General features: G+C 59.5%; 22 protein-coding genes. 12 read left to right on the forward strand and 10 right to left on the reverse strand.

Features of this window, described 5'->3' with window-relative positions; all coding sequences use genetic code 11:
- Positions 1-122 precede the first annotated feature (122 nt).
- From BJF91_RS20475 to BJF91_RS25515, 4 genes are all read right to left on the reverse strand, one after another.
- On the reverse strand, positions 123-878 hold the full coding sequence (locus BJF91_RS20475) for a hypothetical protein (protein WP_075616376.1): 756 nt from the start codon (positions 876-878) through the stop codon (positions 123-125).
- A 236-nt stretch (positions 879-1,114) separates the two neighbouring features.
- A complete protein-coding gene (locus tag BJF91_RS20480; RefSeq protein ID WP_075616377.1) occupies positions 1,115-1,726 on the reverse strand; it encodes a transglutaminase-like cysteine peptidase in 612 nt (203 codons plus the stop codon).
- 550 nt (positions 1,727-2,276) lie between these two features.
- The gene (locus tag BJF91_RS20485; RefSeq protein ID WP_075616378.1) at positions 2,277-2,888 is read right to left on the reverse strand and encodes a PilZ domain-containing protein; all 612 of its coding nucleotides are present in this window, start codon (positions 2,886-2,888) and stop codon (positions 2,277-2,279) included.
- A 177-nt stretch (positions 2,889-3,065) separates the two neighbouring features.
- The gene (locus BJF91_RS25515; protein WP_075616379.1) at positions 3,066-4,997 is read right to left on the reverse strand and encodes an acid phosphatase; all 1,932 of its coding nucleotides are present in this window, start codon (positions 4,995-4,997) and stop codon (positions 3,066-3,068) included.
- Positions 4,998-5,296: 299 nt separating this feature from the next.
- On the opposite strand from BJF91_RS25515, the gene BJF91_RS20495 reads away from it, so the two are divergent.
- Together BJF91_RS20495 and BJF91_RS20500 are read left to right on the forward strand one after the other, a co-directional pair.
- Positions 5,297-6,118 carry a rhomboid family intramembrane serine protease gene (locus BJF91_RS20495; RefSeq protein WP_075616380.1) on the forward strand — a complete coding sequence of 274 codons (822 nt, stop codon included), beginning with the start codon at positions 5,297-5,299 and terminating at the stop codon, positions 6,116-6,118.
- Positions 6,119-6,287: 169 nt separating this feature from the next.
- Complete coding sequence (locus tag BJF91_RS20500; RefSeq protein WP_075616381.1) at positions 6,288-6,722, forward strand: CBS domain-containing protein; 435 nt, start codon at positions 6,288-6,290, stop codon at positions 6,720-6,722.
- A gap of 260 nt (positions 6,723-6,982) precedes the next feature.
- Here BJF91_RS20500 and BJF91_RS20505 read toward each other — a convergent pair whose 3' ends face one another.
- From BJF91_RS20505 to folE, 3 genes are all read right to left on the reverse strand, one after another.
- Positions 6,983-7,936 carry a patatin-like phospholipase family protein gene (locus BJF91_RS20505; RefSeq protein ID WP_075616445.1) on the reverse strand — a complete coding sequence of 318 codons (954 nt, stop codon included), beginning with the start codon at positions 7,934-7,936 and terminating at the stop codon, positions 6,983-6,985.
- A 261-nt stretch (positions 7,937-8,197) separates the two neighbouring features.
- A complete protein-coding gene (hisI, locus tag BJF91_RS20510; RefSeq protein ID WP_075616382.1) occupies positions 8,198-8,656 on the reverse strand; it encodes a phosphoribosyl-AMP cyclohydrolase in 459 nt (152 codons plus the stop codon).
- A 102-nt stretch (positions 8,657-8,758) separates the two neighbouring features.
- Positions 8,759-9,364 carry a GTP cyclohydrolase I FolE gene (gene folE / locus BJF91_RS20515; protein ID WP_075616383.1) on the reverse strand — a complete coding sequence of 202 codons (606 nt, stop codon included), beginning with the start codon at positions 9,362-9,364 and terminating at the stop codon, positions 8,759-8,761.
- Positions 9,365-9,646: 282 nt separating this feature from the next.
- Here folE and BJF91_RS20520 point away from each other — a divergent pair, with 282 nt between their 5' ends.
- The 7 genes from BJF91_RS20520 to nadC all read left to right on the forward strand — a co-directional run bounded on the left by BJF91_RS20520 (position 9,647) and on the right by nadC (position 17,532).
- Positions 9,647-10,090 carry an iron-sulfur cluster assembly scaffold protein gene (locus tag BJF91_RS20520; protein WP_075616384.1) on the forward strand — a complete coding sequence of 148 codons (444 nt, stop codon included), beginning with the start codon at positions 9,647-9,649 and terminating at the stop codon, positions 10,088-10,090.
- A 96-nt stretch (positions 10,091-10,186) separates the two neighbouring features.
- Complete coding sequence (gene yidD / locus BJF91_RS20525) at positions 10,187-10,576, forward strand: membrane protein insertion efficiency factor YidD (protein ID WP_075616385.1); 390 nt, start codon at positions 10,187-10,189, stop codon at positions 10,574-10,576.
- Positions 10,577-10,910: 334 nt separating this feature from the next.
- Positions 10,911-12,911: a threonine--tRNA ligase gene (thrS, locus tag BJF91_RS20530; protein WP_075616386.1), complete on the forward strand. Its 2,001-nt coding sequence runs from the start codon at positions 10,911-10,913 to the stop codon at positions 12,909-12,911.
- Between the two features lie 140 nt (positions 12,912-13,051).
- On the forward strand, positions 13,052-13,969 hold the full coding sequence (locus BJF91_RS20535; protein ID WP_075616387.1) for an NUDIX hydrolase: 918 nt from the start codon (positions 13,052-13,054) through the stop codon (positions 13,967-13,969).
- 149 nt (positions 13,970-14,118) lie between these two features.
- Positions 14,119-15,090: a quinolinate synthase NadA gene (nadA, locus tag BJF91_RS20540; protein WP_075616388.1), complete on the forward strand. Its 972-nt coding sequence runs from the start codon at positions 14,119-14,121 to the stop codon at positions 15,088-15,090.
- Positions 15,087-16,673, forward strand: coding sequence for an L-aspartate oxidase (locus BJF91_RS20545; RefSeq protein WP_139310793.1), 1,587 nt, complete (start codon positions 15,087-15,089; stop codon positions 16,671-16,673). Before nadA ends, BJF91_RS20545 begins: the two co-directional genes overlap by 4 nt.
- Position 16,674: 1 nt before the next feature.
- A complete protein-coding gene (nadC, locus tag BJF91_RS20550) occupies positions 16,675-17,532 on the forward strand; it encodes a carboxylating nicotinate-nucleotide diphosphorylase (protein ID WP_075616389.1) in 858 nt (285 codons plus the stop codon).
- Here the strand turns inward: nadC and BJF91_RS20555 are convergent, their stop codons facing one another.
- Positions 17,533-18,519, reverse strand: a complete 987-nt coding sequence (locus BJF91_RS20555) for a hypothetical protein (protein WP_075616447.1) — start codon at positions 18,517-18,519, stop codon at positions 17,533-17,535.
- 203 nt (positions 18,520-18,722) lie between these two features.
- Between BJF91_RS20555 and BJF91_RS20560 the strand changes: the two genes are divergently transcribed.
- Both BJF91_RS20560 and BJF91_RS20565 read left to right on the forward strand, forming a co-directional pair.
- On the forward strand, positions 18,723-19,307 hold the full coding sequence (locus BJF91_RS20560) for a nitroreductase family protein (RefSeq protein ID WP_075616390.1): 585 nt from the start codon (positions 18,723-18,725) through the stop codon (positions 19,305-19,307).
- On the forward strand, positions 19,307-19,912 hold the full coding sequence (locus BJF91_RS20565) for a flavin reductase family protein (RefSeq protein WP_075616391.1): 606 nt from the start codon (positions 19,307-19,309) through the stop codon (positions 19,910-19,912). Before BJF91_RS20560 ends, BJF91_RS20565 begins: the two co-directional genes overlap by 1 nt.
- A 2-nt stretch (positions 19,913-19,914) precedes the next feature.
- Here the strand turns inward: BJF91_RS20565 and BJF91_RS20570 are convergent, their stop codons facing one another.
- A complete protein-coding gene (locus BJF91_RS20570; RefSeq protein ID WP_075616392.1) occupies positions 19,915-20,646 on the reverse strand; it encodes an aldolase/citrate lyase family protein in 732 nt (243 codons plus the stop codon).
- Positions 20,647-20,721: 75 nt separating this feature from the next.
- Here BJF91_RS20570 and BJF91_RS20575 point away from each other — a divergent pair, with 75 nt between their 5' ends.
- Positions 20,722-21,858, forward strand: coding sequence for a DUF2336 domain-containing protein (locus BJF91_RS20575; protein WP_234801682.1), 1,137 nt, complete (start codon positions 20,722-20,724; stop codon positions 21,856-21,858).
- 19 nt (positions 21,859-21,877) lie between these two features.
- On the opposite strand, the gene BJF91_RS20580 is transcribed toward BJF91_RS20575, so the two are convergent.
- Complete coding sequence (locus BJF91_RS20580) at positions 21,878-22,282, reverse strand: hypothetical protein (RefSeq protein ID WP_075616394.1); 405 nt, start codon at positions 22,280-22,282, stop codon at positions 21,878-21,880.
- Between the last annotated feature and the right edge of the window lie 99 nt (positions 22,283-22,381).

A 22,381-nucleotide genomic window follows, 5' to 3' on the forward strand; every position in this document is an offset into this window, starting at 1 on the left:
ATGCTCTGGCCGCCCCCCAGCGACATGGAACCCGATGCTAGCGCGACAGCGTTACCAACTGGTTTATGATGAACAACTCGTTGCCATAAGGGGCGATATTTTTCTAAAATTGCATCAAACCGCTACTGCGGATCACCCACCAGCCGGCTATTGACGAAAGCGGCGACGGCATCGTCTATCCGGCGCCAGTCGGCAAGCTTCTGACGTGAAAAGCGGTAGAGTACGCTGAGATCGTGCCCGACATGGATGTCTCGCTGGCAGGCGTCCAGGGCAGGCCCATCGTCTTGCCCCTTGGTGCCGCCATTCACGAGGCAACGGATGGCAAAGTCAGGCATGCCGGGGCGCGTGGCGGTATAGAGGATCTCGCCATCATAGCCGCTTCCGGCGCGAAAACGGTGGGCGGTCAGGCCATAAGGGCCGGGCTCCGGATCGCCTTCGAACAATTGCTTGTAGATCGGCTCCAGCCGACCCGACATGTCACGAGACATGGTGCTCTGGGAAATCTGCAGAAAGATCAAGCCGCTGGATTGCCTGATGTCGTCGAAGCGGAGGCGGTCGACTTCGCTGAAACCGCGCATTTCCGGCCACAGCAACGCGAGATCCACCCGTGAAAGCACGCCGTCATGCCGCTGGCGCTCGAAGCGCACGGCGTTTTCCTCGATCCGCAATCGGTCGAGGCCAATGGTTGTCATATGGGAAGTTAGGCTTTCGCTGCGCCGATCGGCGAGGAGTGCATGGCCAATCCATCCAGAACTGAACGATAGCGCCAGGGTAAACAGCGCCAGGGCGACAAGCAGGGTGACGCCAACGGCTAACATCCCTGCGGAAATTAATGGCCGGTCTTCGCTTGATGAAGCAGTGTCTACCGTTATGTCCATGCCGCCCGCCGCATTTCCTGGGTTCGCGCGCGGTCCCGGAGTCGCCCGGCGAGTCGCTCGCTCTATTCCCTGAAATTGGTCGACTATGGTTAATGGAGGCTTAATTCACTTTCGCCAAGAAGGTCACAAAGGTGAGCCGGCTCCGTGGCAGCAGAGCCGGCTCTTGGCCGAGGTCGGACGGAGATGCAGGGGACGACCAGGCCAAACCGAAAGCAAGTCTGGCGGTAACGAGATCTTCAGTTTTTCGGTACGGCGGCGACGATAGGGGCCCGGCCGTCCTGGATCTTCATCCATTGGCCTGGATCATCCGAAGATTGCCGCTTCAAATAGGTATATTCCGTGTCCGACCAGAGCATGACCTTGTCGCGCATGTTATCGAGAACGAAATCACCGCGATCGGTGCGGACAGTCAGAACGGCATGGCCTTCGCCGTTGGGTTGCAGCACCACAGTCATCAGCAGGTCGCCGACTGGCACACCCTTCTGAATCAACTGCCGGCGCTTCAGCAGGGCATAATCCTCGCAGTCGCCGGCAACAGTCGGATATTCCCACCATTCCTCAACACCGTAGATTTCCATGTCCGTAGCCGGTTTGATCGTAGTGTTGACGGTGTAGTTGACGTCAAGAATGTCCTGCCAAAGAGCAGGGGTCAAGCGTACGGGGCCGGGATCGGCAGCAAGTGGACGGCATTCGCTGGCGTAGCGCTTGCAAAATTCGTAGTGGCCAATGGGCTGGCTGGCTTTGCCGATCACCTTCATAGACGGCTGACCTGCGAACGCGGCCTGTGCGCTGGCGAAAGCAATGAGCGCGGCAATGATGGCGAAACCTATCGTGTTCTTCTTTGTCATTGGGTGTCTCCCCGTTATGGGAGTACAATGACAGCGATATTTTGCAGTCTGGCAAAATTGGAAGTTCGGAATAAGTACAAATACCGAGAAAACAAGTATAAAACTCGAAGAAAATTTAAGATGTATTTTCGTCGATTTTAACTAGAATTGTCTGCATCTGCTGGGAAGGCGGGATATGGATGCTGAGCAGGTGTTGGTTTAACAGATTGAAATAAAAGAAAAAAGCTTCAACTGAATCCTGTACTCGGAGCGCTGAAATCCCAGGCCTTGTGCCGAAACAACGCAGATCCGTTTCAAATTCACGCGGCCGCGCCGGAAAATTCTGCAAGCGCTGACCGGAATTGGCTGTAGAAGTATTGGGATTTAGTTCGAATATGGATTTTTTGGTGAATGGGAGATGAACACCGGCGTCTGCCGCTCACTAATACTACGAGCATTCCCAGCGTCCGGCTGAGAGCAGGTCCCATATGCAGAGAGCAGGGAGTTTCCGTTTCCGGACGACAACGCTTCTGTTCAGAAAGAGAGGGATGTGAGGTACTGACCGATATCGTCAGAGGAATTCGGTCAAGGCTTCGCGTGACTGAAGCGTCGTGAACTCAATCGCGACGCCTTCCATGAAATGGCGCACCACCCGACCACGCATGCTTCCCAGCCGCACCAGCGTGCCGATTTCAGGACGGATGCCGACGTCGACGGCAGCGCCCGATAGCGATAGGTCGATAATCCGGCAGCTGTATTTGCGGCCGTCGTCGAAGGTCAGTTCGTTGCGAGCCTGACGCGGCGTGAGACGATCGTGACGACGGTCTTCCGGGAGGCCTAGTTCATGCTTATTGGCTATCCAGGTGAGTTGTGCTGCGAGTTTTTCACGCTTGCGCTCGGTCGCTACGATGCTGATCACAAAGCCATCGTCGGTGGTTTTGATGACGGTGCCTTCGATGCGGCCGATATGATCGATATAAGCAATGATCCGGTCGGACGGCAGGGGGCGGGCTGCGCAGATGAAGCGGACGTCCCCCGGAGACATGTCCACCGTCAGGCAGACGTATTCATCTTCGCTCGGCACCATCAACCGGCCTTCAAGGCTTACCGAGACGCGCTGAAACGCCCGTTGAACAGGGGGCCTTGTCAAACCGCTATTGGTTGTGGAGTTGTAGGAATACATGCCGACATTCTCGAACGCTTCGATTGCATAAAATATTAGGCGCGATGCGTTAATAGAGTCTTGTGGCGTGGCGGCCCGTATTTACTGCAATGGTCATGAAAGCATTTGAAAAGCGAGTTTCAGCCTTGAAATTGGCTTGTCCGGCAGGTTTGGGTCTGCTGGACAAGCCTGATTCCTTTAGCCGTCAACGCGTAGCGATATCCCGGTTTTACCATAGATTGGCGTGATCTTCAGGCTGCCTGCGTCGATCGTGCCGAACTTGCCCTCAATCTTCTTCGCGCTCAACAGTTTCACGGTCTGTCCTGGCTTCCACCCTGCTGCATCCTTGGGGTTGATCGCGAGTTTAGCTCCATCGATGAATAGCGCATTGGCGACCGCAAGGCTTGGCACATTTGAAGACGTCTTTGTGGCAACCGATAGCGTGGCGTCTTTGCCCAACGTCATTGTATCACCGACCTTTAGTTGCTGGGCATCGATCGTCAGGGTTCCATTGGTGAGATAGACGTCACCCTTGCCGAGCGCTGTCGCCGATTTCGCCACCAACGCGCCGCCCTCGATGACCGTGCCGCCGGTCCAGCTGTTCTCACCTGTCAGCGTCAGGCTGCCGCTGCCCTGCTTGGTGAGCTTGCCCTTACCGAAAATGGAATTCTTCCAGGTGTCCGCAGTGTTGAAGCCGCCCTTGTCCGCGTCCATTTGCACTGCCACGTCGCCGTCGAACGCGCCATAGCCATCGGCGGCGCGAAATAGGTCGAGCCGGCCCCAGCCTTCGGGATCACTGATGATGGGATAGCCAGAGGCGATTTCGGTGCTCTTGAGCACCACACGGCGCTGATCGGGGCTGAGATAGGGCAGGCGGGTCTCCAGCAGGACCTCGGCTCCTTTGGGGACGCTCGGCGCCTTCATGCTGTCGCCGATCGGCTTGTAGCCGTAGGTCAAACGAGGCTCGAAGAAGGCTTTGTTCCAGGCGTAATCGGCATAAGCATCGGCGGATTGCGCCTTAGCATGAGCAGCCTGCAGCAATCCTTGTCCATCCGTCGACGCCGTCTGGCTCATCAGCCACGACTGGCTCTGCTGATAGGCTTCGCTGCGCAGCGGCGCATATTGTGCCCGGTTGAGGTTGTAAGCGACGGTCGCTGTTGCCAGAACCCGGCCACCCAGCACGTCAAAAGTCTGGTGCATGCCGGCGCGGATGCGGTTTTCGCCGAGCATGGCGGCGCGGGTCAGCATTTCCTGATAACGCTGGGGTACGAGATAGGCCATGACCAGTGCGTCGCGCCATCCTTCAGACGTATGGCCACTTGGAAAGCCTCCGTCGGCAGCCGGTTTGTCGCTCTTTGCCTTTTCCAGTTGCGGCACGACGCGTACCTTGTCGCTGGCGCGGTAGGGACGGGCGTATTTGTAGTAGCGCTTGGCCGGCTCAGTCGAACCATCAGCGCTGCCGGCCTCGATCAAGTCCACAGCTTTGCCGAGATCAGGATTATCATTGGAGCCCACGCCGCGGTTGTTGCCTTTGTCGTCATATTTGACGGTTGTCGCGTCGGCCGGCATGTCTGTAATGGTCGTGGTCTGGCGCGTTCCCTTGCGCCAGGCATCGGTCAGGGGACCGAGCCCATCCACGATGCTCGCATTCTTGTTGCGACGGTCGTCGAGATAGGCGGCAAGATCTCGCTCGGGCGTATGTTCGCCGGTGACTTTGATCGAGTAGGCTATGTTCTGCTCATGCAGCTTTGCCAGCTTCTTGACGCCGTCCGTCGGGCTGCCGGGAATGCCGCTCCAGTCCGACTTGGAAACCGCCGGGCAACCGCCCTTGGCTGGTGCGTCCTGATCCGCATCGACAAAAGGCGTGCGTGGTGTCCACAATTGCAAGAAGCCGGACAGCACCCGCACGCCGGCATTGGTGTCGACAGTCGCATGGCAGGCATCGCCGCGCTGATTGGTGGCGCCGTCATCTACATAGGCGATGACACCGGCCGGCGGCGGTGCGCTGTCCGTATGGCCCAAGCCTTGCGGAAGTGGCGGTAGCGTCAGCGTATCGGCAAAGGCCGGCGTCAGTGCCGTTGCGAAAGATAGCGTCGCTGTAAAGCAGGCGATGGGGGAAAAACGGGGCATGGCGGGCCTTTCAAAGCAATGCAGGAACCGGGCGGTTACAGAGATGTCATTGGCTTCACCGCCTGAAAGCGGGCGGAGCCGTGGCCGACAAAAGCGTGGTTCGGCGGCATTTGTCAGGGAAGTAGATTAAAGGCGGCAAATTTTCTGTGTCAATTGTAGGTTTGGCAGGATGAAGGGTTCTGGCGGGAATTGTTTAAGGGCGGCCTGCAACAGTTTTCTGACGGTGGCTTTACTTGCGCATTCCCTTTTTCGCACCACTCGCTATATGCTGTGGAAGATCGACGAGCGGGGATGAATGCATGGAAGATAGGCCGAAGGGGCCATGGGACGGCGAGCCTCAACAGAGGCTGGACGAACCATTGAACGGCGAAATCCTGGGGGATGACTTCAGACGGGATGGTCGTGAACCGGTCTTCAATATGCCAGGCGGCGTGCTCCTGGCGCTTGGCCTGCTGGTGCTGATCTACGCCCTGACCGGATGGATCCTCTCCGATGAGATTTCCAACTGGATCATAGTCGAGTTCGGCTACTCTCCGGTGCGTTACGTTTATGACTTCGCCAATCAGGATCTCGCTTGGATCTGGACGCCGTTCACCTATTCGCTGCTGCACGGCAGCGTGCAGCATCTCGGCTTCAATGGTCTGTGGTTGGCGGCATTCGGAACGCCGGTCTGGCGCCGAATCGGTGCCTTGCGCTTCTGGCTGTTCTGGCTGGTGACATCAGCTGTGGGAGCGCTGGCGCACACCATCCTCAACTGGGGCGACGCCAGCCTGCTGATCGGCGCTTCGGGCGTGATTTCCGGGCTGATGGGAGCCGCTTGCCGCTTTGCCTTTGGCTCAGGGCGGGCCGGATTGCGCCTGCGCGAAGATGCGCCGCCGCTGCCGCGCCTCAGCGTGCTCGCCAGCCTTAGGGAACGTACCGTGCTCGTCTTCGTCGTCATGTTCCTGTTCGGCAATGTGATTATCGCCCTTGGCATCCCGCTGATGGGCGATCCGGGTGGGGCAATCGCATGGGACGCGCATATCGGCGGCTTCATCGTCGGATTTCTCAGCTTTGCTCTTTTCGACAGGCGTCAACAGGCGGTTGTGGCCGATGGGAATATGCCGCCGGAAGATCTGTAGCCCTAGCCCCCGGGAATTCCCCCAATAAAAAAGTCTGTACCCTTGCGTCCTCAAGGTTGCGTTCTTGCGCGAATGCGGGCAGCATTCCCTTTCTGGGCGCGTCGACCCTTGGAGGAGGAGGAACGCACCTAGTCCTGCATGCCCGGAGATTTGCCAAGAGGAGGCGCATATGTCTGTGACAGTGAGGAATATTCTCAGTGAAAAAGGCCGTGAGGTCGTAACGGTCGGCCCGACCGTCAGCCTGGCGGAGGCCGCCAAGGTTCTACATCACAAGAAAATTGGTGCGGTTGTAGTCGTCGGTATGGAGAACCGTATCGTCGGGATCTTCACCGAGCGCGATCTGGCATCTGCCGTGGGCAAGGGCGGTGCGGAGGCCTTGTCCATGCCCGTCTCGAAGGCCATGACCGCCAACGTCTTTCGCTGCACCGAGGAGACGACGGTCAACCAGCTGATGGAAATGATGAGCAGCAAACGCTTCCGTCACGTGCCCGTCGAAGATGGCGGCAAACTCATCGGCATCGTTTCGATCGGTGACGTGGTCAAGCAGCGTATCCGCGAAGTGGAGCTGGAAGCCGAGCATATCAAGGCTTACATCGCCGGCTGATTATGCTTGAAACGCATGTCAGTAAACGGTGGGGATCGTTTTGCAACCGACGTGCTCCGACCCAGACAGCACCGGCCGCGCTAACGGCGACGGCCGGTTCACCCTTGGAATAACATCATCTTTCGCTTCGTACTGATCAGAGGTCAGACCACGCGCCCGGAGACCTCAGCTTATCTGACGGCCTCTAAGGCTTTGCGCTTAGCCGCCTATCGAAGCGAAAAGCCCGTGCAGGATCTGGAAATCAATCCTGCCAATAGAAATTACCGTGCCACGGCTTCCTGCATCCGGCGGATTTCGGCAATGCGAGCTACGGTTTCCTCATAGCCGCGGGCGATGGATTCTCCTGCGCGGTGGAATTCCGACAGGCCGATATCGTTGACGCGCGGATGCAGCGCAAGATCCGGCGGATCGCCGGCGAGGCGTGCGCGGGAAATCCGGTCCTGAATGATGTTGAAAGACTGCACCATCACACCGGTCAGCCCGAGCCGATTGGTCTGTTTTGGCTGAGGCTGGGTCTCAGCTCCGAGCGGCCCTACCTTGTGCTTGACAACGGCGGAACGGCCGTAGAGATCGTAGTGAAGATTGACGGCAACGACGAGCGGTTGCTCGTAAGCGCGGCAGACCGAAACCGGTACGGGATTGACCAGCGCGCCATCGACCAGCGTCCTGCCATTGCAGCGGACCGGCTCGAAAATGCCGGGCAGGGCATAGGAAGCGCGCAAGGCGGTGACAAGATTGCCGCCATCGATCCACACCTCGTGCCCGCTCGACAATTCCGATGCAATTGCCACGAAGGGCTTCGGCAGGTCCTCGATGGTGAGGCCCTCCAGATGCTCCTGCATACGCTTGGTCAGGCGAAGGCCGCCAAGCAGACCGCTTCCTCCAATGGTGAGATCAAGAAAGGCAGCAATGCGCCGGACGGTAAGGGAGCGGGCGAATTGTTCGAGCTCATCGAGCTTTCCGGCAAGGTAGCAGCCACCGACTAGTGCACCTATGGAGGTCCCAGCCACCATGCCGACTTCGATTCCGGCCTCGTCGAGCGCCCGCAAGACGCCGATATGTGACCATCCACGCGCCGCGCCCCCGCCGAGAGCCAGCGCAATTTTTTGCTTCATCTGAGGTGGCGGCAGCTCCCGCACAGGCGCATCTGCACCCGGCGTTCCCGATTTTGCTACTCGGCCGGCACCCGGCCCCCTCAAATTCCAATTCAGCATTCCCGACCCCTTTCGGACCAAGATGTCCTGCACGGCGCCGCCGTCTTTGAAATGGCCGAGGGTCGCCGCCGACACACGACCGGCTCTGGAACGCCACGCCTCACTTACCATTTTCATCTTGTCCTCTCGAATTCGCCGAAAGGAACGATGATGCAACAGGTCTAGTCTGTCTTCAAATGCGGTATTTCCGGGGTAGTTTGCGCCCGCTTGTTTACCAAAGCGTTGCTGTCAACGGATTTTGACCAGGAAAAGACCAGTTGCCTATTTTGTATCCTGCCCGCCATAGACTTCGGCAGGATCGAAATGCTTGTGATGATCGGTGACTGTGACTGTCGCCTGACCATCGACAAGCTGCGCCGTTCTGTAAAAGCAGGATCGGCGGCCGGTATGGCAGGTGGCATCGTGTCCGGTAACATCGACCTTTAGCCAGATCGCGTCCTGGTCGCAATCGACCCTGATTTCCTTGACGCGCTGCATGTTGCCGGAGCTTTCCCCCTTCTTCCACAGGCTCTTGCGCGAGCGGCTGTAGTAGTGGGCAAGCCCTGTTTCCAAGGTCAGAGATAGGGCTTCGGCATTCATATACGCCACCATCAGCAGCTCGCCGTCGCCGTGGTCGGTGACAACAGCCGTAAGCAAGCCATGCGCGTCGAATTTCGGCGTCAGCGGCCCGTCAGATTCCAGAATGGCCTTGTCGCCCGAGGGGGCTAAAAAATCGATCATTGCATATATCCACTGATCCAAAACAAACAGCGCCGAGCGTCTCAGAACGCACGGCGCTGTTTCTCTATCGCATCAAAGCAGAGGTGTCGCAATCGTCGCCGATCAGCGGTTTTGCACCATGGTCATGAAGCGGACCTGTTCGGCCGCATTGTCCTTGAACTCGCCGGTAAACGTCGTGGTCAGCGTGGTGGAGCCAGACTTCTGGATACCGCGCATCGCCATGCACATATGCTCGGCGTCAACCATGACAGCCACGCCGCGCGGCTGCAGATATTTGACGATGGACTCGGCAATCTGTGCCGTCATTGTTTCCTGCGTCTGCAGGCGACGGGCGTAGAGATCAACAACGCGGGCGATCTTCGAGAGGCCCAGAACCCGGCCATTCGGCAGGTATGCCACATGTGCCTTGCCGATTACGGGCAGCATGTGATGCTCGCAATGGGAGAAGAACGGAATGTCGCGAACCAGCACGATATCATTATAGCCGCCAACCTCTTCGAAGGTCGTGCCCAGCACGTCTTCGACGTTGACGCTGTACCCGCCGAACAACTCGGCATAGGCCTTGGCCACGCGCTTGGGCGTGTCGAGAAGACCTTCACGTGCCGGATCGTCGCCGGCCCAGCGCAGCAGGGTCCGAACGGCGTTTTCAGCTTCTTCGCGGCTGGGGCGTGCCGCATCGGGCGACAGTTTTTTCACGCTAGCATCCATGCCGTTACTCTCCGGGTTACTCTGGCTGGTACTCGTATTGGGGGTCGCCTGTTTCGGCGATTCAGGCTTTAATTGCGTAATTCGAGCCATGATGGCAAGTCCAAACCTTCTGGGGCCTAATCAACTTTTCGACTTGATGTTTTCGCATCCGAACCGATTTCATATATAGGTTGATGGCGAAATCCCGACAGACGCCGAAACGCGACACAGTGTTGCGAAAAAATTGATAATCCAACAGGTCTGGTTTTGCGTAAGGGCGAGCTTCTGGAGTACAGTTTGGCGATGGATGACATTTACAACAGCAAAATATTGGAATTTGCCGGCAACATCGTTGGTGTTGGGGTGCTTGATAATGCCGATGCCGCCGCTGAAAAGCATTCCCGCCTCTGCGGATCACGTCTGAAGGCCTTTGTAACCGCAGACGGCGAGAAAGTCACCGGCTTTTCGCAGGAGTTGCGCGCCTGCGCCCTCGGCCAAGCCTCCGCCTCCATCGTCGCGCGCCACGTCGTCGGCGCAAGTTTTGCCGATATCCGGCAGGCGCGAGCCGATATGCTGGCGATGCTGAAAGAAGACGGCGAGGGGCCGCAGGGCCGGTTCGAGGACCTTCGCTACCTGAAGCCGGTCAAGGATTATAAGGCGCGCCACGCATCGACCATGCTGATTCTTGAAGCGCTTTGCGACTGTCTCGACCAGATCGAAGCGAAGCAATCGGCGCTTGCAGGGTAGGGCCGCCTTTCAATGAAGGGGAGCCCTAAATCTCCCTCGGTGATTAACCGAAAACTGCAATTACGCTGAATAAAATCTTAAGGGCTAAAGGCAGCAATGTGCCAGTTCTGCGAAGATGTCGACGACGATAGCGAATTGCCGCCGCGCAGACGTGGGCGCAATTATTCTGGCCCCTTCGTCAAAACACCCGGACGGCTGCTGGGCATGGGGCTGATCCGGCTCTACCAGCTTACGCTTTCCAGCCTTGTCGGCAGCCACTGCCGCCATATACCGACCTGTTCGGAATATGGCTATGAGGCTATTGCCCGCCATGGGCTCTGGGCGGGCGGCTGGCTCGCGCTGTTTCGCGTCAGCCGCTGCGGGCCGGGGGGCACCTGGGGCGTTGACGATGTGCCGGTGAGCTTTGCCGGAAGCGTCAGGCCCTGGCAGCTCTGGAGGCTATGGCAGGCGGGGCGCAATCGTGGCCATGGGGCAGCATCTTCATGACGGTGCCCGAAGAATACCGGCAGGCCTGGCGTAATTTCAAAGCTATTCGTGTCGATCTGCGCGACAAGGCCATACGGTCCACCACCACATCTATCGGCCCTAGATGCGATCGATGATGTCGCTGCCGGTTGAATGGGCATTTTGACGAGTAGCGGCTCAGGACCTTTCTCAGCACCATCTCGCCAGATACGCTTCTGTTCTGGGTTATTCCGAGAATGCCGATTAAGCTTTACTGATCGGGCGAATTTCAGTATCCAGCCGCTTCAATCTCGGCGCTTGCGCGCCTGAACATATCACCACCCGCATTGGTTGGCGGGACTGGAGTGGAGCTCTTATGTCTGAAGCCGTTTCCCTTACATTTCCCGATGGTTCCGTTCGCAGCTTTCCGGCTGGCACGACAGGTCGCGATGTGGCCGAATCGATCTCCAAATCGCTGGTCAAAAAGGCCGTGGCGATTGCGCTCGACGGCACCGTGCGCGACTTGGCCGATCCCGTCACCGACGGCAAGATCGAAATCGTCACCCGTACTGACCCTCGCGCGCTGGAACTGATCCGTCACGACACGGCCCACGTTCTGGCCGAGGCCGTGCAGGAACTCTGGCCCGGTACGCAGGTGACCATCGGTCCTGTCATTGAAAACGGCTTCTACTACGACTTCGCCAAGAACGAGCCTTTCACGCCGGAAGATCTGCCGAAGATCGAAAAGAAGATGCGCGAAATCATCCAGCGCAATCAGGCGTTCCGCAAGGAAATCTGGTCGCGGGAAAAAGCGCGCGAAGTCTTTGCCGCCAAGGGTGAGCGCTACAAGGTGGAATTGATCGACGCCATTCCCGAAGATCAGGACATTAAGATCTACTATCAGGGCGATTGGTTCGACCCATGCCGTGGCCCGCACATGGCCTCCACCGGCCAGATCGGCAATGCCTTCAAGCTGATGAAGGTTGCCGGCGCCTATTGGCGTGGTGACAGCAACAATCCTATGCTGAGCCGCATCTACGGCACGGCCTTTGCCGAGCAGGAGCAGCTCGACAATTACCTGCATATTCTGGCTGAAGCCGAAAAGCGCGATCACCGCAAGCTCGGCCGCGAGATGGACCTGTTCCATTTCCAGGAAGAAGGCCCAGGCGTGGTCTTCTGGCACGGCAAGGGCTGGAAGATGTTCCAGGCGTTGACGTCCTATATGCGCCGGCGCCTCGCTGGCACCTATCAGGAAGTCAACGCGCCGCAGGTGCTCGACAAATCGTTGTGGGAAACATCCGGTCACTGGGGCTGGTATCAGGAAAACATGTTCGCGGTGAAATCCGCTCATGCCTTTACCAATCCCGACGACAAGGAAGCGGATCAGAAGGTTTTCGCGCTGAAGCCGATGAACTGCCCCGGCCACGTCCAGATCTTCAAGCATGGCTTGAAGTCTTACCGGGAACTCCCTGTTCGTCTTGCTGAATTTGGCCTTGTTCACCGCTACGAAGCATCGGGCGCCCTGCACGGGCTAATGCGTGTGCGCGGCTTTACCCAGGACGACGCGCATGTGTTCTGCACCGAAGAACAGATGGCGGCGGAATGCCTGCGGATCAACGATCTGATCCTGTCGGTCTACGAGGATTTCGGCTTCCAGGAAGTTGTGGTCAAGCTGTCGACGCGTCCCGAAAAGCGGGTCGGTTCCGACACGCTTTGGGACCGCGCCGAAAGCGTGATGACCGAGGTCTTGAAGACCATCGAGGAACAGTCGGGCGGGCGCATCAAGACCGGCATCCTGCCGGGCGAGGGAGCGTTCTATGGTCCGAAGTTCGAATACACGCTGAGGGACGCCATCGGCCGCGAATGGCAGTGCGGCACGACGCAGGTCGACTTCAACCTGCCGGAACGGTTCGGCGCCTTCTACATCGACCAGAACTCGGAAAAGACACAGCCGGTCATGATTCATCGCGCCATCTGCGGCTCGATGGAACGCTTCCTTGGCATCCTGATCGAAAACTTTGCCGGTCATATGCCGCTGTGGTTCGCACCTCTGCAGGTGGTCGTAGCAACGATTACCTCTGACGCCGACGACTACGGCCGCGAAGTGGCCGAGCAGTTGCGCGATGCCGGCCTTGAGGTTGAAACCGACTTCCGTAACGAGAAGATCAACTACAAGGTCCGCGAACATTCCGTTACGAAGGTTCCAGTCATCATAGTCTGCGGCAAGCGCGAAGCCGAAGAGCGGACCGTCAACATGCGCCGTCTCGGAAGCCAGGATCAGGTGTCGATGACCCTGGACGACGCCATCGCCAAGCTGGTGGACGAGGCGACACCGCCGGATGTGAAGCGCAAGAAGGCGGCGCGGGCTGCCCGTTAAGGCGGCCTCAGCACGCCCGAATGCACTGAAAGAGAATGAAAAGGGATGGGTGACCATCCCTTTTCCGTCATAGTGATTGCAGCTAGAACTAAGAAAGCAGCAATTACGTCGCGCCCAATCCAGCTCCGAGGGACGGTTTCTTGCAAAGTGCCACAGCCCATGCCGAATTGATCGCGGTTCTGACGGCAGTGACCGGCGACGAGCCGCGTGTAATGACGGTGCGGGGCGGCGAGGCGCTGCCATCAGGCCCTTTCGAGGTTAGCCATCGCAGCCTGCAAAGCGGCCTGCGCGAATGGATCGAAGATCAGACCGGCCATCCGGTCGGCTATCTCGAGCAACTCTATACGTTCGCCGACAAGGACCGCGCATCCGACGGAGCCGATGCCGGCGGGCGTACCATTTCCATCAGTTATCTCGGCTTGGTGCGCGAGCAAGCGGCGCCCGGCCCCGGCCATCCGGCTTGGCATGGCTGGTATGGCTACTTCCCCTGGGAGGACCACCGCGCCGGTCGCCCGGCCTGCCTGGAGCCGCTGGTTGACGCCGTGACCAAATGGGCCGAGCGCGAGCCGAGCCGCCGGGAGCACCGGCAGCGGCGGATTGACTTCTCTTTTGGCATCAATGGCATGGGCTGGAACGAGGATCTGGTCCTGCAACGCTATGAACTGCTCTATGAGGCGGGGCTGGTGGTAGAGGCTGGAGGCGGGGCCGAATGGGGCGCGGAACGGTCTGGCCGACCGATGTTTTCAGACCATCGACGCATCCTGGCGACTGGGATTGCCCGCCTGCGTGCCAAGATCAAATACCGGCCGGTCGTGTTCGAACTGATGCCGGAGAGTTTTACGCTGTCGCAGCTGCAGCGCTGCGTCGAGGCGCTAGCCGGCCTCACCCTGCACAAGCCGAATTTCCGCCGTCAGATCGACCAGCAGGAGCTGATTGAAGAGACCGGAGCCATGGCCAGTGAGACCGGCGGACGGCCGGCGAAGCTGTTCCGCTACCGCCACGCTGTGCTTGAAGAACGGGCGCTGTCGGGATCGAAGCTGCCCTTGGTGCGTTCATAACCATCTGAAATATTGAGACTTATGGTTTAGTCGCTGCCTCCGGCGTCGCGACTGAAAAAAATCTTTGCCGCTTGATTGACATAAACTCCAGATGAGAATAACTCTGCTTCCCGAGGATATACTCAAGATGAGTAGAAAAGGGAGATCCGATGAATACCGTTCCTTCGCTGTCTGCGCTCTACGACCGGGTGTCTCGGGTGATCCCCAAGGCCGAGTGGATGTCCTTCGAGGATGACATCGCGGCGATCCAGGATTTGAAGAGGCGACGCAACGCGGTAATCCTGGCGCATAACTACCAGACGCCGGAGATCTTTCATGGTGTGGCCGATATCGTCGGCGATAGTCTGGCGCTGGCGCGCAAGGCAATGGAGGTCGAGGCTGATGTGATCGTACTCGCCGGCGTGCATTTTATGGCCGAGACCGCAAAGCTGCTCAATCCCAAGAAAACGGTCCTCATTCCCGACATGGGGGCAGGGTGTTCGCTGGCCGATTCGATCACGCCTGAGGATATCGCGCTGCTGCGCGCCGCTCATCCCGGCTTACCCGTCGTCACCTATGTCAACACTTCGGCGGCGGTGAAGGCTGCTTCCGACATCTGCTGCACATCGGGCAATGCGGTTCAGGTTGTGGAAAGCCTCGGCGTGCCGAAAGTGCTGATGCTGCCGGACGAATTTCTGGCTCGTAATGTCGCGCGCCAAACCAAGGTCGAGATCATCGCCTGGCACGGCCATTGCGAGGTGCATGAGCTGTTCACGCCTGCCGATATTGCCGAGCTGCGCGAGGCCCATCCCGGTGTCGTCGTGCTGGCCCATCCGGAATGCCCGCCCGAAGTGGTGGCAGCGGCCGACTTTGCCGGCTCAACCGCCGTCATGTCGGACTATGTTGCCAACCGCAAACCGGCCCGCGTCGTGCTGCTGACGGAATGTTCGATGAGCGACAATGTCGCCGTGCATCATCCTGATGTCGATTTCGTGCGCCCCTGCAATCTGTGCCCGCATATGAAACGGATCACACTTGGCAATATCCGCCAGGCGCTCGAAGAAAACCGCCAGGAAGTCACGATCGACCCCGCCATTGCCGGTGCAGCACGCCGCGCCGTCGAACGGATGCTGGCGGTATGACTGTCCTCGCGTCCATGTCCAACTCCAGGGCTGATCGGGTGGTGGTGATCGGCAGCGGCCTTGCCGGCCTTGTGACGGCCCTCAGCCTTGCACCCCATCCCGTCACGATCCTCACCCGCGCCGGGCTTGGTGGAGAGACCTCCAGCGCCTGGGCGCAAGGCGGCATCGCCGCCGCCGTTGGTGGCGACGATAGCGTTTCTCTACATGCGCAGGACACGCTTGCCGCAGGTGACGGCCTTTGCGATCCGGTGGCGGTGGAGATGATTACGGGGGCAGCCCCAGACGCTATTGCTCTCCTCGAACGGTTTGGCGTCCGCTTCGACCGCAAGGCCGATGGCGCACTGGCGCTGGGTCTGGAAGCCGCCCACAGCCGTAATCGCATCGTCCATGCCGGTGGCGACGGCTCAGGCGCAGAGATTGTCCGGACGCTTTCGGCAGCGGTCATGGCAACGCCGTCCATCTCTGTGGTCGAGGGGTTTGAAGTCCGGCGCCTGCTCACGGAAGACGGCGCGATTGCCGGCCTGCTCTGTGCCTCGGCCTCCGGCCCTGTGCGCATCGCCGCCTCAAGAGTCGTGCTTGCCACTGGCGGACTGGGCGGGCTGTTCGAGGCCAGTACCAATCCGCCAGACAATTACGGTCAAGGCGTGATGCTCGCCGCCCGTGCCGGCGCTGTGCTGGCAGACATGGAATTCGTGCAGTTCCACCCGACGGCACTCGACACCGCAGTCTATCCGCAGCCGCTGATCAGCGAGGCGGTGCGCGGCGAGGGCGCTATCCTGGTCAATGAGCGGGGTGAGCGCTTTATGGCGTCGATACCGGGCGCCGAGCTTGCCCCGCGCGATGTCGTGGCCCGGGCGATCAGCGCCGAGCGCGCCAAGGGCGCCAAGGGCGGCTCCGTTTATCTCGACGCGCGCCAGGCACTCGGCGACAGGTTCGCAAGCCGCTTCCCCGTTATCGATGCGATTTGCCGCGCAGCTGGCATCGATCCGGCCAGGCAGCCGATTCCGGTGCGCCCCGCGGCCCATTACCACATGGGAGGCGTCGCCACCGATCTTCGCGGCCGCACTTCCATCCAGGGTCTCTGGGCGGCAGGCGAGGTGGCCTGCACCGGTTTGCACGGCGCCAATCGCCTGGCCAGCAATTCTCTGCTGGAGGCGGCAGTCATGGGCATGCGGGTGGCGCGGGATGTCGCTGATAGCGCCAACCGCTTGGTGAAGCTCGTTGACGCTCCGCCGTTGCCCCAGATCGCCGATATCAAGCCCATTAGGTCCATCGCCTCGGCTTATCTCGGTGTCTTGCGGGACGCAGAAGGGCTGCAAGCAGCCATCGCCGCCCTGCTGGCTCACGTTGATGCAGATGGCCCGCAAAGCGATCCGGCACTGGTGGCGCTGCTGGTCGCGGTGTTTGCCCATCAACGCCGTCGCTCGGTCGGCGCCCATGCCCGTACAGACAGTGTTGCGATGAGCGAATCTGCGCCGCGCCAGTATCTCACGTCACGGGAGGCAGTCTCCGTTGCGAGAGATATCGTTGAACCAGCCTCATATTCACCGATCCAGAAATTCCCTTATTCGAAGAGCGCCTGACATGATCCATCATTCCCTGCCGCGCCTGATCGTCGAACCATTGGTGCGCAATGCGCTGACCGAAGACCTGGGGCTTGCCGGCGATATCACCTCGATGGCGGTTATCCCCGCCGATCACCGCTCGACCGTCGAGATCGCCAGCCGCCGCGATGGCGTCGTCGCTGGATTGGATGCTGCCGCTATTGCCTTCGAACTGGTCGACCCTGGCCTGACCGTGACCCGTCACCTCAGTGATGGTGAGCGCGTGCGCCCCGGCGATAGGATCGCGACCATTTCTGGCGCGTCCCGCAGCCTGTTGACCGGCGAAAGAGTCGCCCTGAACTTCCTTGGCCATCTCTCCGGCATCGCCACGGTCACTGCTGAAATCGTCGCCGCCATTGCCGGCACCCAAGCCAGCGTTGCCTGCACCCGCAAGACCACGCCGGGCCTGAGGGCTCTTGAAAAATACGCGGTGCGCATGGGCGGCGGCATGAACCACCGCTTCGCGCTCTATGACGCTGTGTTGATCAAGGATAATCACATCGCCATTGCCGGCGGCGTCCGCGAGGCCATCGCCAGGGCACGCGGCGGCGTCGGGCATCTGGTGAAGATTGAAATCGAAGTCGATACGCTGGATCAGCTGCGTGAGGTGATGGAAATCGGCGTCGATGCCGTCCTGCTCGACAATATGACGCCGGACCAGTTGCGGGATGCCGTCGATATCGTCGCGGGCCGGGCAATCACCGAGGCATCCGGCGGAATCACGCCGCAAACGGCGCGGGCGGTGGCTGAAAGCGGAGTCGATCTCCTGTCACTCGGCTGGATCACTCACAGCGCCCCGGTGCTCGACATTGGTCTCGATTTCGTCGCCGCAGAATGATCAGTTCGTGTCGACGCCAGCCTGCTGCTGGACATTCTGTTGGTCATCCTTAAGCAGCAGTTCGACGTCGCCATTCTCGCCCGCCTTGACCTGAAACTCTCTCTGATAGATTCGGTCCTTGTTGCGGGCGATGGCGGTGTAATTGCCTTCCGATAGCACCAGCACCGGATAGGCGCTGACGCTTTCGGCCACGGCATCGCCGGACGAGGTCAGGATGGACCAGGCTGTATCGGCAATCGCCTCGCCGCCCCGCTCTGATACCAACTTGAAATTCATCTGGGCGGCGCGGTGCTGCAGCGTCGCCTCGGTGATCTTGCCAGCTTCCACTTTGATATCGGCACGCACCACGGCATTGACCTCGCCATAGCGCGAAACGACATGATAGGTGCCGGAATTGAGGCTGACCAGCGTGTTCGGCTCGACATTGTCCATGATCAGGCCGTGGTCGCTATCATCAGGCCCATCGCCAGCATAGATCTTGAATTTCAGTTTCGAGGCCTTGATGCGCGTATCGGGTCCGGACACGGCATTCAACACCATGCCGCCGGCATCGAGCACCATCACCTGTTTTGGCACTTCGCCATCGGACGGAACGTCCAGTTTGCGGGTCACGCCGGCCCGGCCAAAGGAGACGTTGACGAAATAATCCCCCGGCGTCAGCTGCAATTCCGCCGATCCGCCCTGGCTACTGGCGACCATCGGCAGTTTACCGTCAGCCCCGGCTATCGGGCTGAACACCCGCCATTCCAGGCCCTGCTGCAACGGTTGTCCGCTATTGTCGAGTTTCGCTTCAAAGCGCACAACCTTGGCAAGGGACGGCGGTGCAGGCGCAAGCGGCGTCGAAAACGCGCTCAGCTTCGGCATCTTTACCGTGCTGTCCAATTGCTTGAATGCCTTGAAGGCATCTTCGGCGTGCACGCCCGCAGCACTCGTTGCGACGAGCGCAACAGAGAGGAACAGGGGAAGACGGCAGGAAAAAGATATCATAAGAAGGTCCGACCGATTCAACCGCGAAAATTGGCGTGTTGATTGGCTGGTAATACAATCCGAACGCCAAGGCAAATTCAAGGCTTGCAATTTCCTGATTTCGGCGCTCCAGTTTGCGCGCCCGCCCATTTCGACCTTTGATAGCCCGCAAAGCCTGGTATCAGAGGCAAACGATACGCTACATCCAAGGAAAACACGTTACCATGTACGATAACATTTCCCTTCGCGACTATCTGGCCACCCGCCGTTCCGTACCGGCCTTCCAGATGTGCGAGCCTGGTCCTGATAAAGTAGAGATCGAATCTATCCTGAAGCTGGCGGTGCGGGTGCCTGATCACGGCAAGATCGCCCCCTGGCGCTTCATCGTCTATCGCGGCAACAAGCGCGTCGAAATCGGCGAGGCGCTACTGGCTCTCGCGCTTGAGAAGAAGCCGGAGCTGGACGAAGAAATGATCAAGGTTGAGCGCAGCCGATTTACCCGCGCCCCCGTGGTGATCGGTGTGATCAGCACCGCCGGCCCGCATCCGAAAGTGCCGGAATGGGAGCAGGTCATGTCGGCTGGCGCCGTGTGCCTCAATCTGCTGATGGCCGCCAATGCCCATGGCTATGTCGCCAACTGGCTGTCGGAATGGTTTGCCTTCGACGAGCGCGCCTTCCCGCTGCTCGGCGTCAAGCCGGGCGAAAAGGTCGCCGGCTTCATCCATATGGGCTCGACCACCTTCCCGATCGTCGAGCGGCCGCGGCCCGAGCTTCAAGATGTGGTCAGCTGGGTGGGAGACGAAGACTGATGTTCTACGATACTCAAGGCAATGCCCATGGCATGGCGCATGACCCGTTCAAGGCCATCGTCTCGCCGCGCCCGATTGGCTGGATCGGTTCGAAGGGCAGGGACGGAACGTTCAACCTCGCCCCCTATTCCTTCTTCAATGCCATTTCCGATCGGCCGAAGATGGTGATGTTCTCCTCGTTCGGGCGCAAGGATAGCCTGCGCAATGTCGAGGAAACCGGATGCTTCACCGCGAATTTCGTCAGCAGCGATCTTGGGGAGGCCATGAACATGTCATCGGCTCCAGCGGATTATGGGGTCAGCGAATTCGATCTCGCCGGCCTGACGCCCGTCATGGCCAAGCTGGTCGATGCGCCCTATGTCGATGAGGCCTATGCCGTGCTGGAATGCAAGGTCACCGACGTGATCTCGCCAAAGACGCTGTCCGGCGAGCCCAGCGAAAACTACGTGGTGTTCGGTGAGGTCGTTGGCATCCATATCGCTGAAAGCGCTTTGCGTGATGGTCGTTTCGATGTCACGCTGGTGCAGCCGCTATCGCGGCTCGGTTATCTCGATTATGCCGCCGTGACCGAAGTGTTCCAAATGGTCCGCCCGTCCAAGGGTTGACCTCATTTGCTGGCCCGATCAGGGCCAGCAAATGCGGCACGGCCAGCCGAAATCCAGGCATCGCTGTCACATATCAGCGTGCTGAACCCACGCTTTGCCAGAGCGCGGGCCCGCGTCTTCAGCCCATCGGGGCCCCCGGTGGGCCGGATAAGCGCCGGCAGGCCCGTCGCCGCCGCTGCAAGCTGCACCAGGCTGCGGCAGGTCTCAAGCACGGGCTCTGTCGACTGAGCCGAGGCTGCGCCGATGGCGGTACAGACTGAGGCCTCATCAAGGCCAAGGCCGATCAGGCGGCGAGATGAAGCCGCGATGGCCGCAGCCTTGAAAAACCCCGCGGGATCGCCGCCCAGAAGCGCGATGACGGGCGTTTCGCCATCGCCAATTCCAAGCCTTGCTTCTTCCACCCGCAGCAGTGCATCAAGCCGCTGGCTATCGGCAGGCTCGGCGACATCGGTCAGCAACAAGGCATCCGGCCTCAAGCGCATCAACTGGCCAAGCTGCTCGGCAAAACCATCGTGATCTAGGCGTGCGGAGATCCCGAGCACGAGCGGCAGGGCCGGGGGCTGCAAGGTTTGAGAAAGCGTTTGAAGCACATCAGCCACATCGCCCTCTGTAACGATCAGACCATCAGGTATTTGCTGAAACGATACTGGCCCGCCAAACAGCCGGAGCACTTGGCAGGGCTGCTGCTTCAGACGCAGCGTGCGGGGCACTCGATGATCATGGTTAATCGACATGGTGAACCAATCTTAAACACTTTGCCCTTATGCTGTGAGCAATGGGTTAGGGTTCTGTTTTGCTTGGGGTTGTCGGTGCTTGTAAAGGCTTTCTTTCGCTGGTCTGAAACCGCAAAGGCGTGCGACCGGGCCAGGGCGGCCAATGCGCTGGGTCGGGCCTATCTGCATTCGCCGATGAGCGATGAGGATCGCCGCTCCACCTATGTTGCCATGACCTACCTGCTTGATGATCCCTCGCCGAAGGTGCGGCTGGCGCTGGCCGAGGCACTTGCCTTGGAGCCGCAGGCGCCGCGCGTCCTGCTGATCAATCTCTGCGAGGACCAGCCGGAAGTCGCTTCGCTCGTGATTCTGTCGTCTCCCGTGTTGCAGGACAGGGATCTGGTCGATCTCGCCGGCCGTGGCAATGGCATGACCCGCGCCTTCATCGCTGCCCGGCCGAGGCTTTCGTCAGCCGTCGCCGCAGCTCTTGTCGAAATCGGCGATCTGCCAGAGTGCCTGGTTCTGCTCGATAATCACTCGGCTGATCTCTCCCCCTTCAGCCTTTTGCGCCTGGCAGAGCGACATGGTAACGAAGATGCCATCCGAGGTGCCCTTCTCGAAAGGGATGACCTGCCGGCACGCGCACGCCACCTCATCCTGTCCCATGTCGCCCAAGCCTTTGCCGAGGCAGGCCTTGTGCGGTTTGCGCTTGGAGACGGCAAACTCAACCGGTTGAACCGCGAAATCTCCACCAATGCCGCCGCTACTATAGCCGGCGAAGCAAGTTTTGACGACATTCCTGCCCTTGTCGAGCAGATGCAGGTCAACGGACAACTGACACCAGCGCTGCTGATCGAGATCCTCTGCTGCGGCAAAGCTGATTTCTTCGCCTGCGCCATAGAAGCCTTGAGCGGGTTGCAGGAACGGCGCGTGCGATCGATCCTCGCGACAGGCCGCATGCATGCCGTGCGCGCGCTGCTGCTGTCGGCTGGGATTGATCCAGCCATTGCCCCAGTCTTCGTCGAGGCCGTCCTTTTATGGCGTCATGCCGTGCAGACGACGAACCCGGGTGACGCGCCCAGCATCTGCCAGGCTCTGCTTGAGAAAAGCACAAAGCTTTCGAGCGGAGACGCTGCGCGGCAGTTGCTGGATCTGGTCGAAAACCTACACCGCCAGGAAGAACGCCGTAATGCAAGGCGCTATGCCGCCTATCTCGTGGTGGATGCCGCTTAGGTCTTGTCGAAGATAACGGCTATTTCGTCAGCTTCTTCGCGGCCCAGGCATAACTATCCGTCACCACATGCAGCGGCGTTGCAAATACCATCTTGATATCGGCCTTGCCGGGCAGAACCTGCGCGACTTTCTGGATGGCCCTCGCTGCCAGCGATCGCTTCTCGGACTCCGGCACCGGCGCTGGTTTGACCGTCGTCCCATCTGCGGTGGTGGTCGTACTCTCCGCCGGTTTTACCGCCTGCTGCTGGCAGAAGCCGACAACGCTTGGAAAATTCACGTTGGAAAACTGCGCCAGCACATTTTCCGTGTCGCGATTGCAAAGCTCGACTGACACCCAGCGCTGCTCGGCTGTGGCAATATACTGGCATTGGCTGACGCTGTCGTTGCAGCCCAGAATGGTCATTATTACGAGAGAAGCTTGCATCGCATCGTCCTTCCGGGGCATGTCGTAAGCGTCGTCAAACCGACAGTAGCGCGCCGATTCTGGCGCGGCAAAGACGAAATCCCGGGCTGGACAATTATG

The sequence above is a fragment of the Gillisella taibaishanensis genome, from assembly GCF_001938985.1.
GTDB lineage: Bacteria > Pseudomonadota > Alphaproteobacteria > Rhizobiales > Rhizobiaceae > Allorhizobium > Allorhizobium taibaishanense.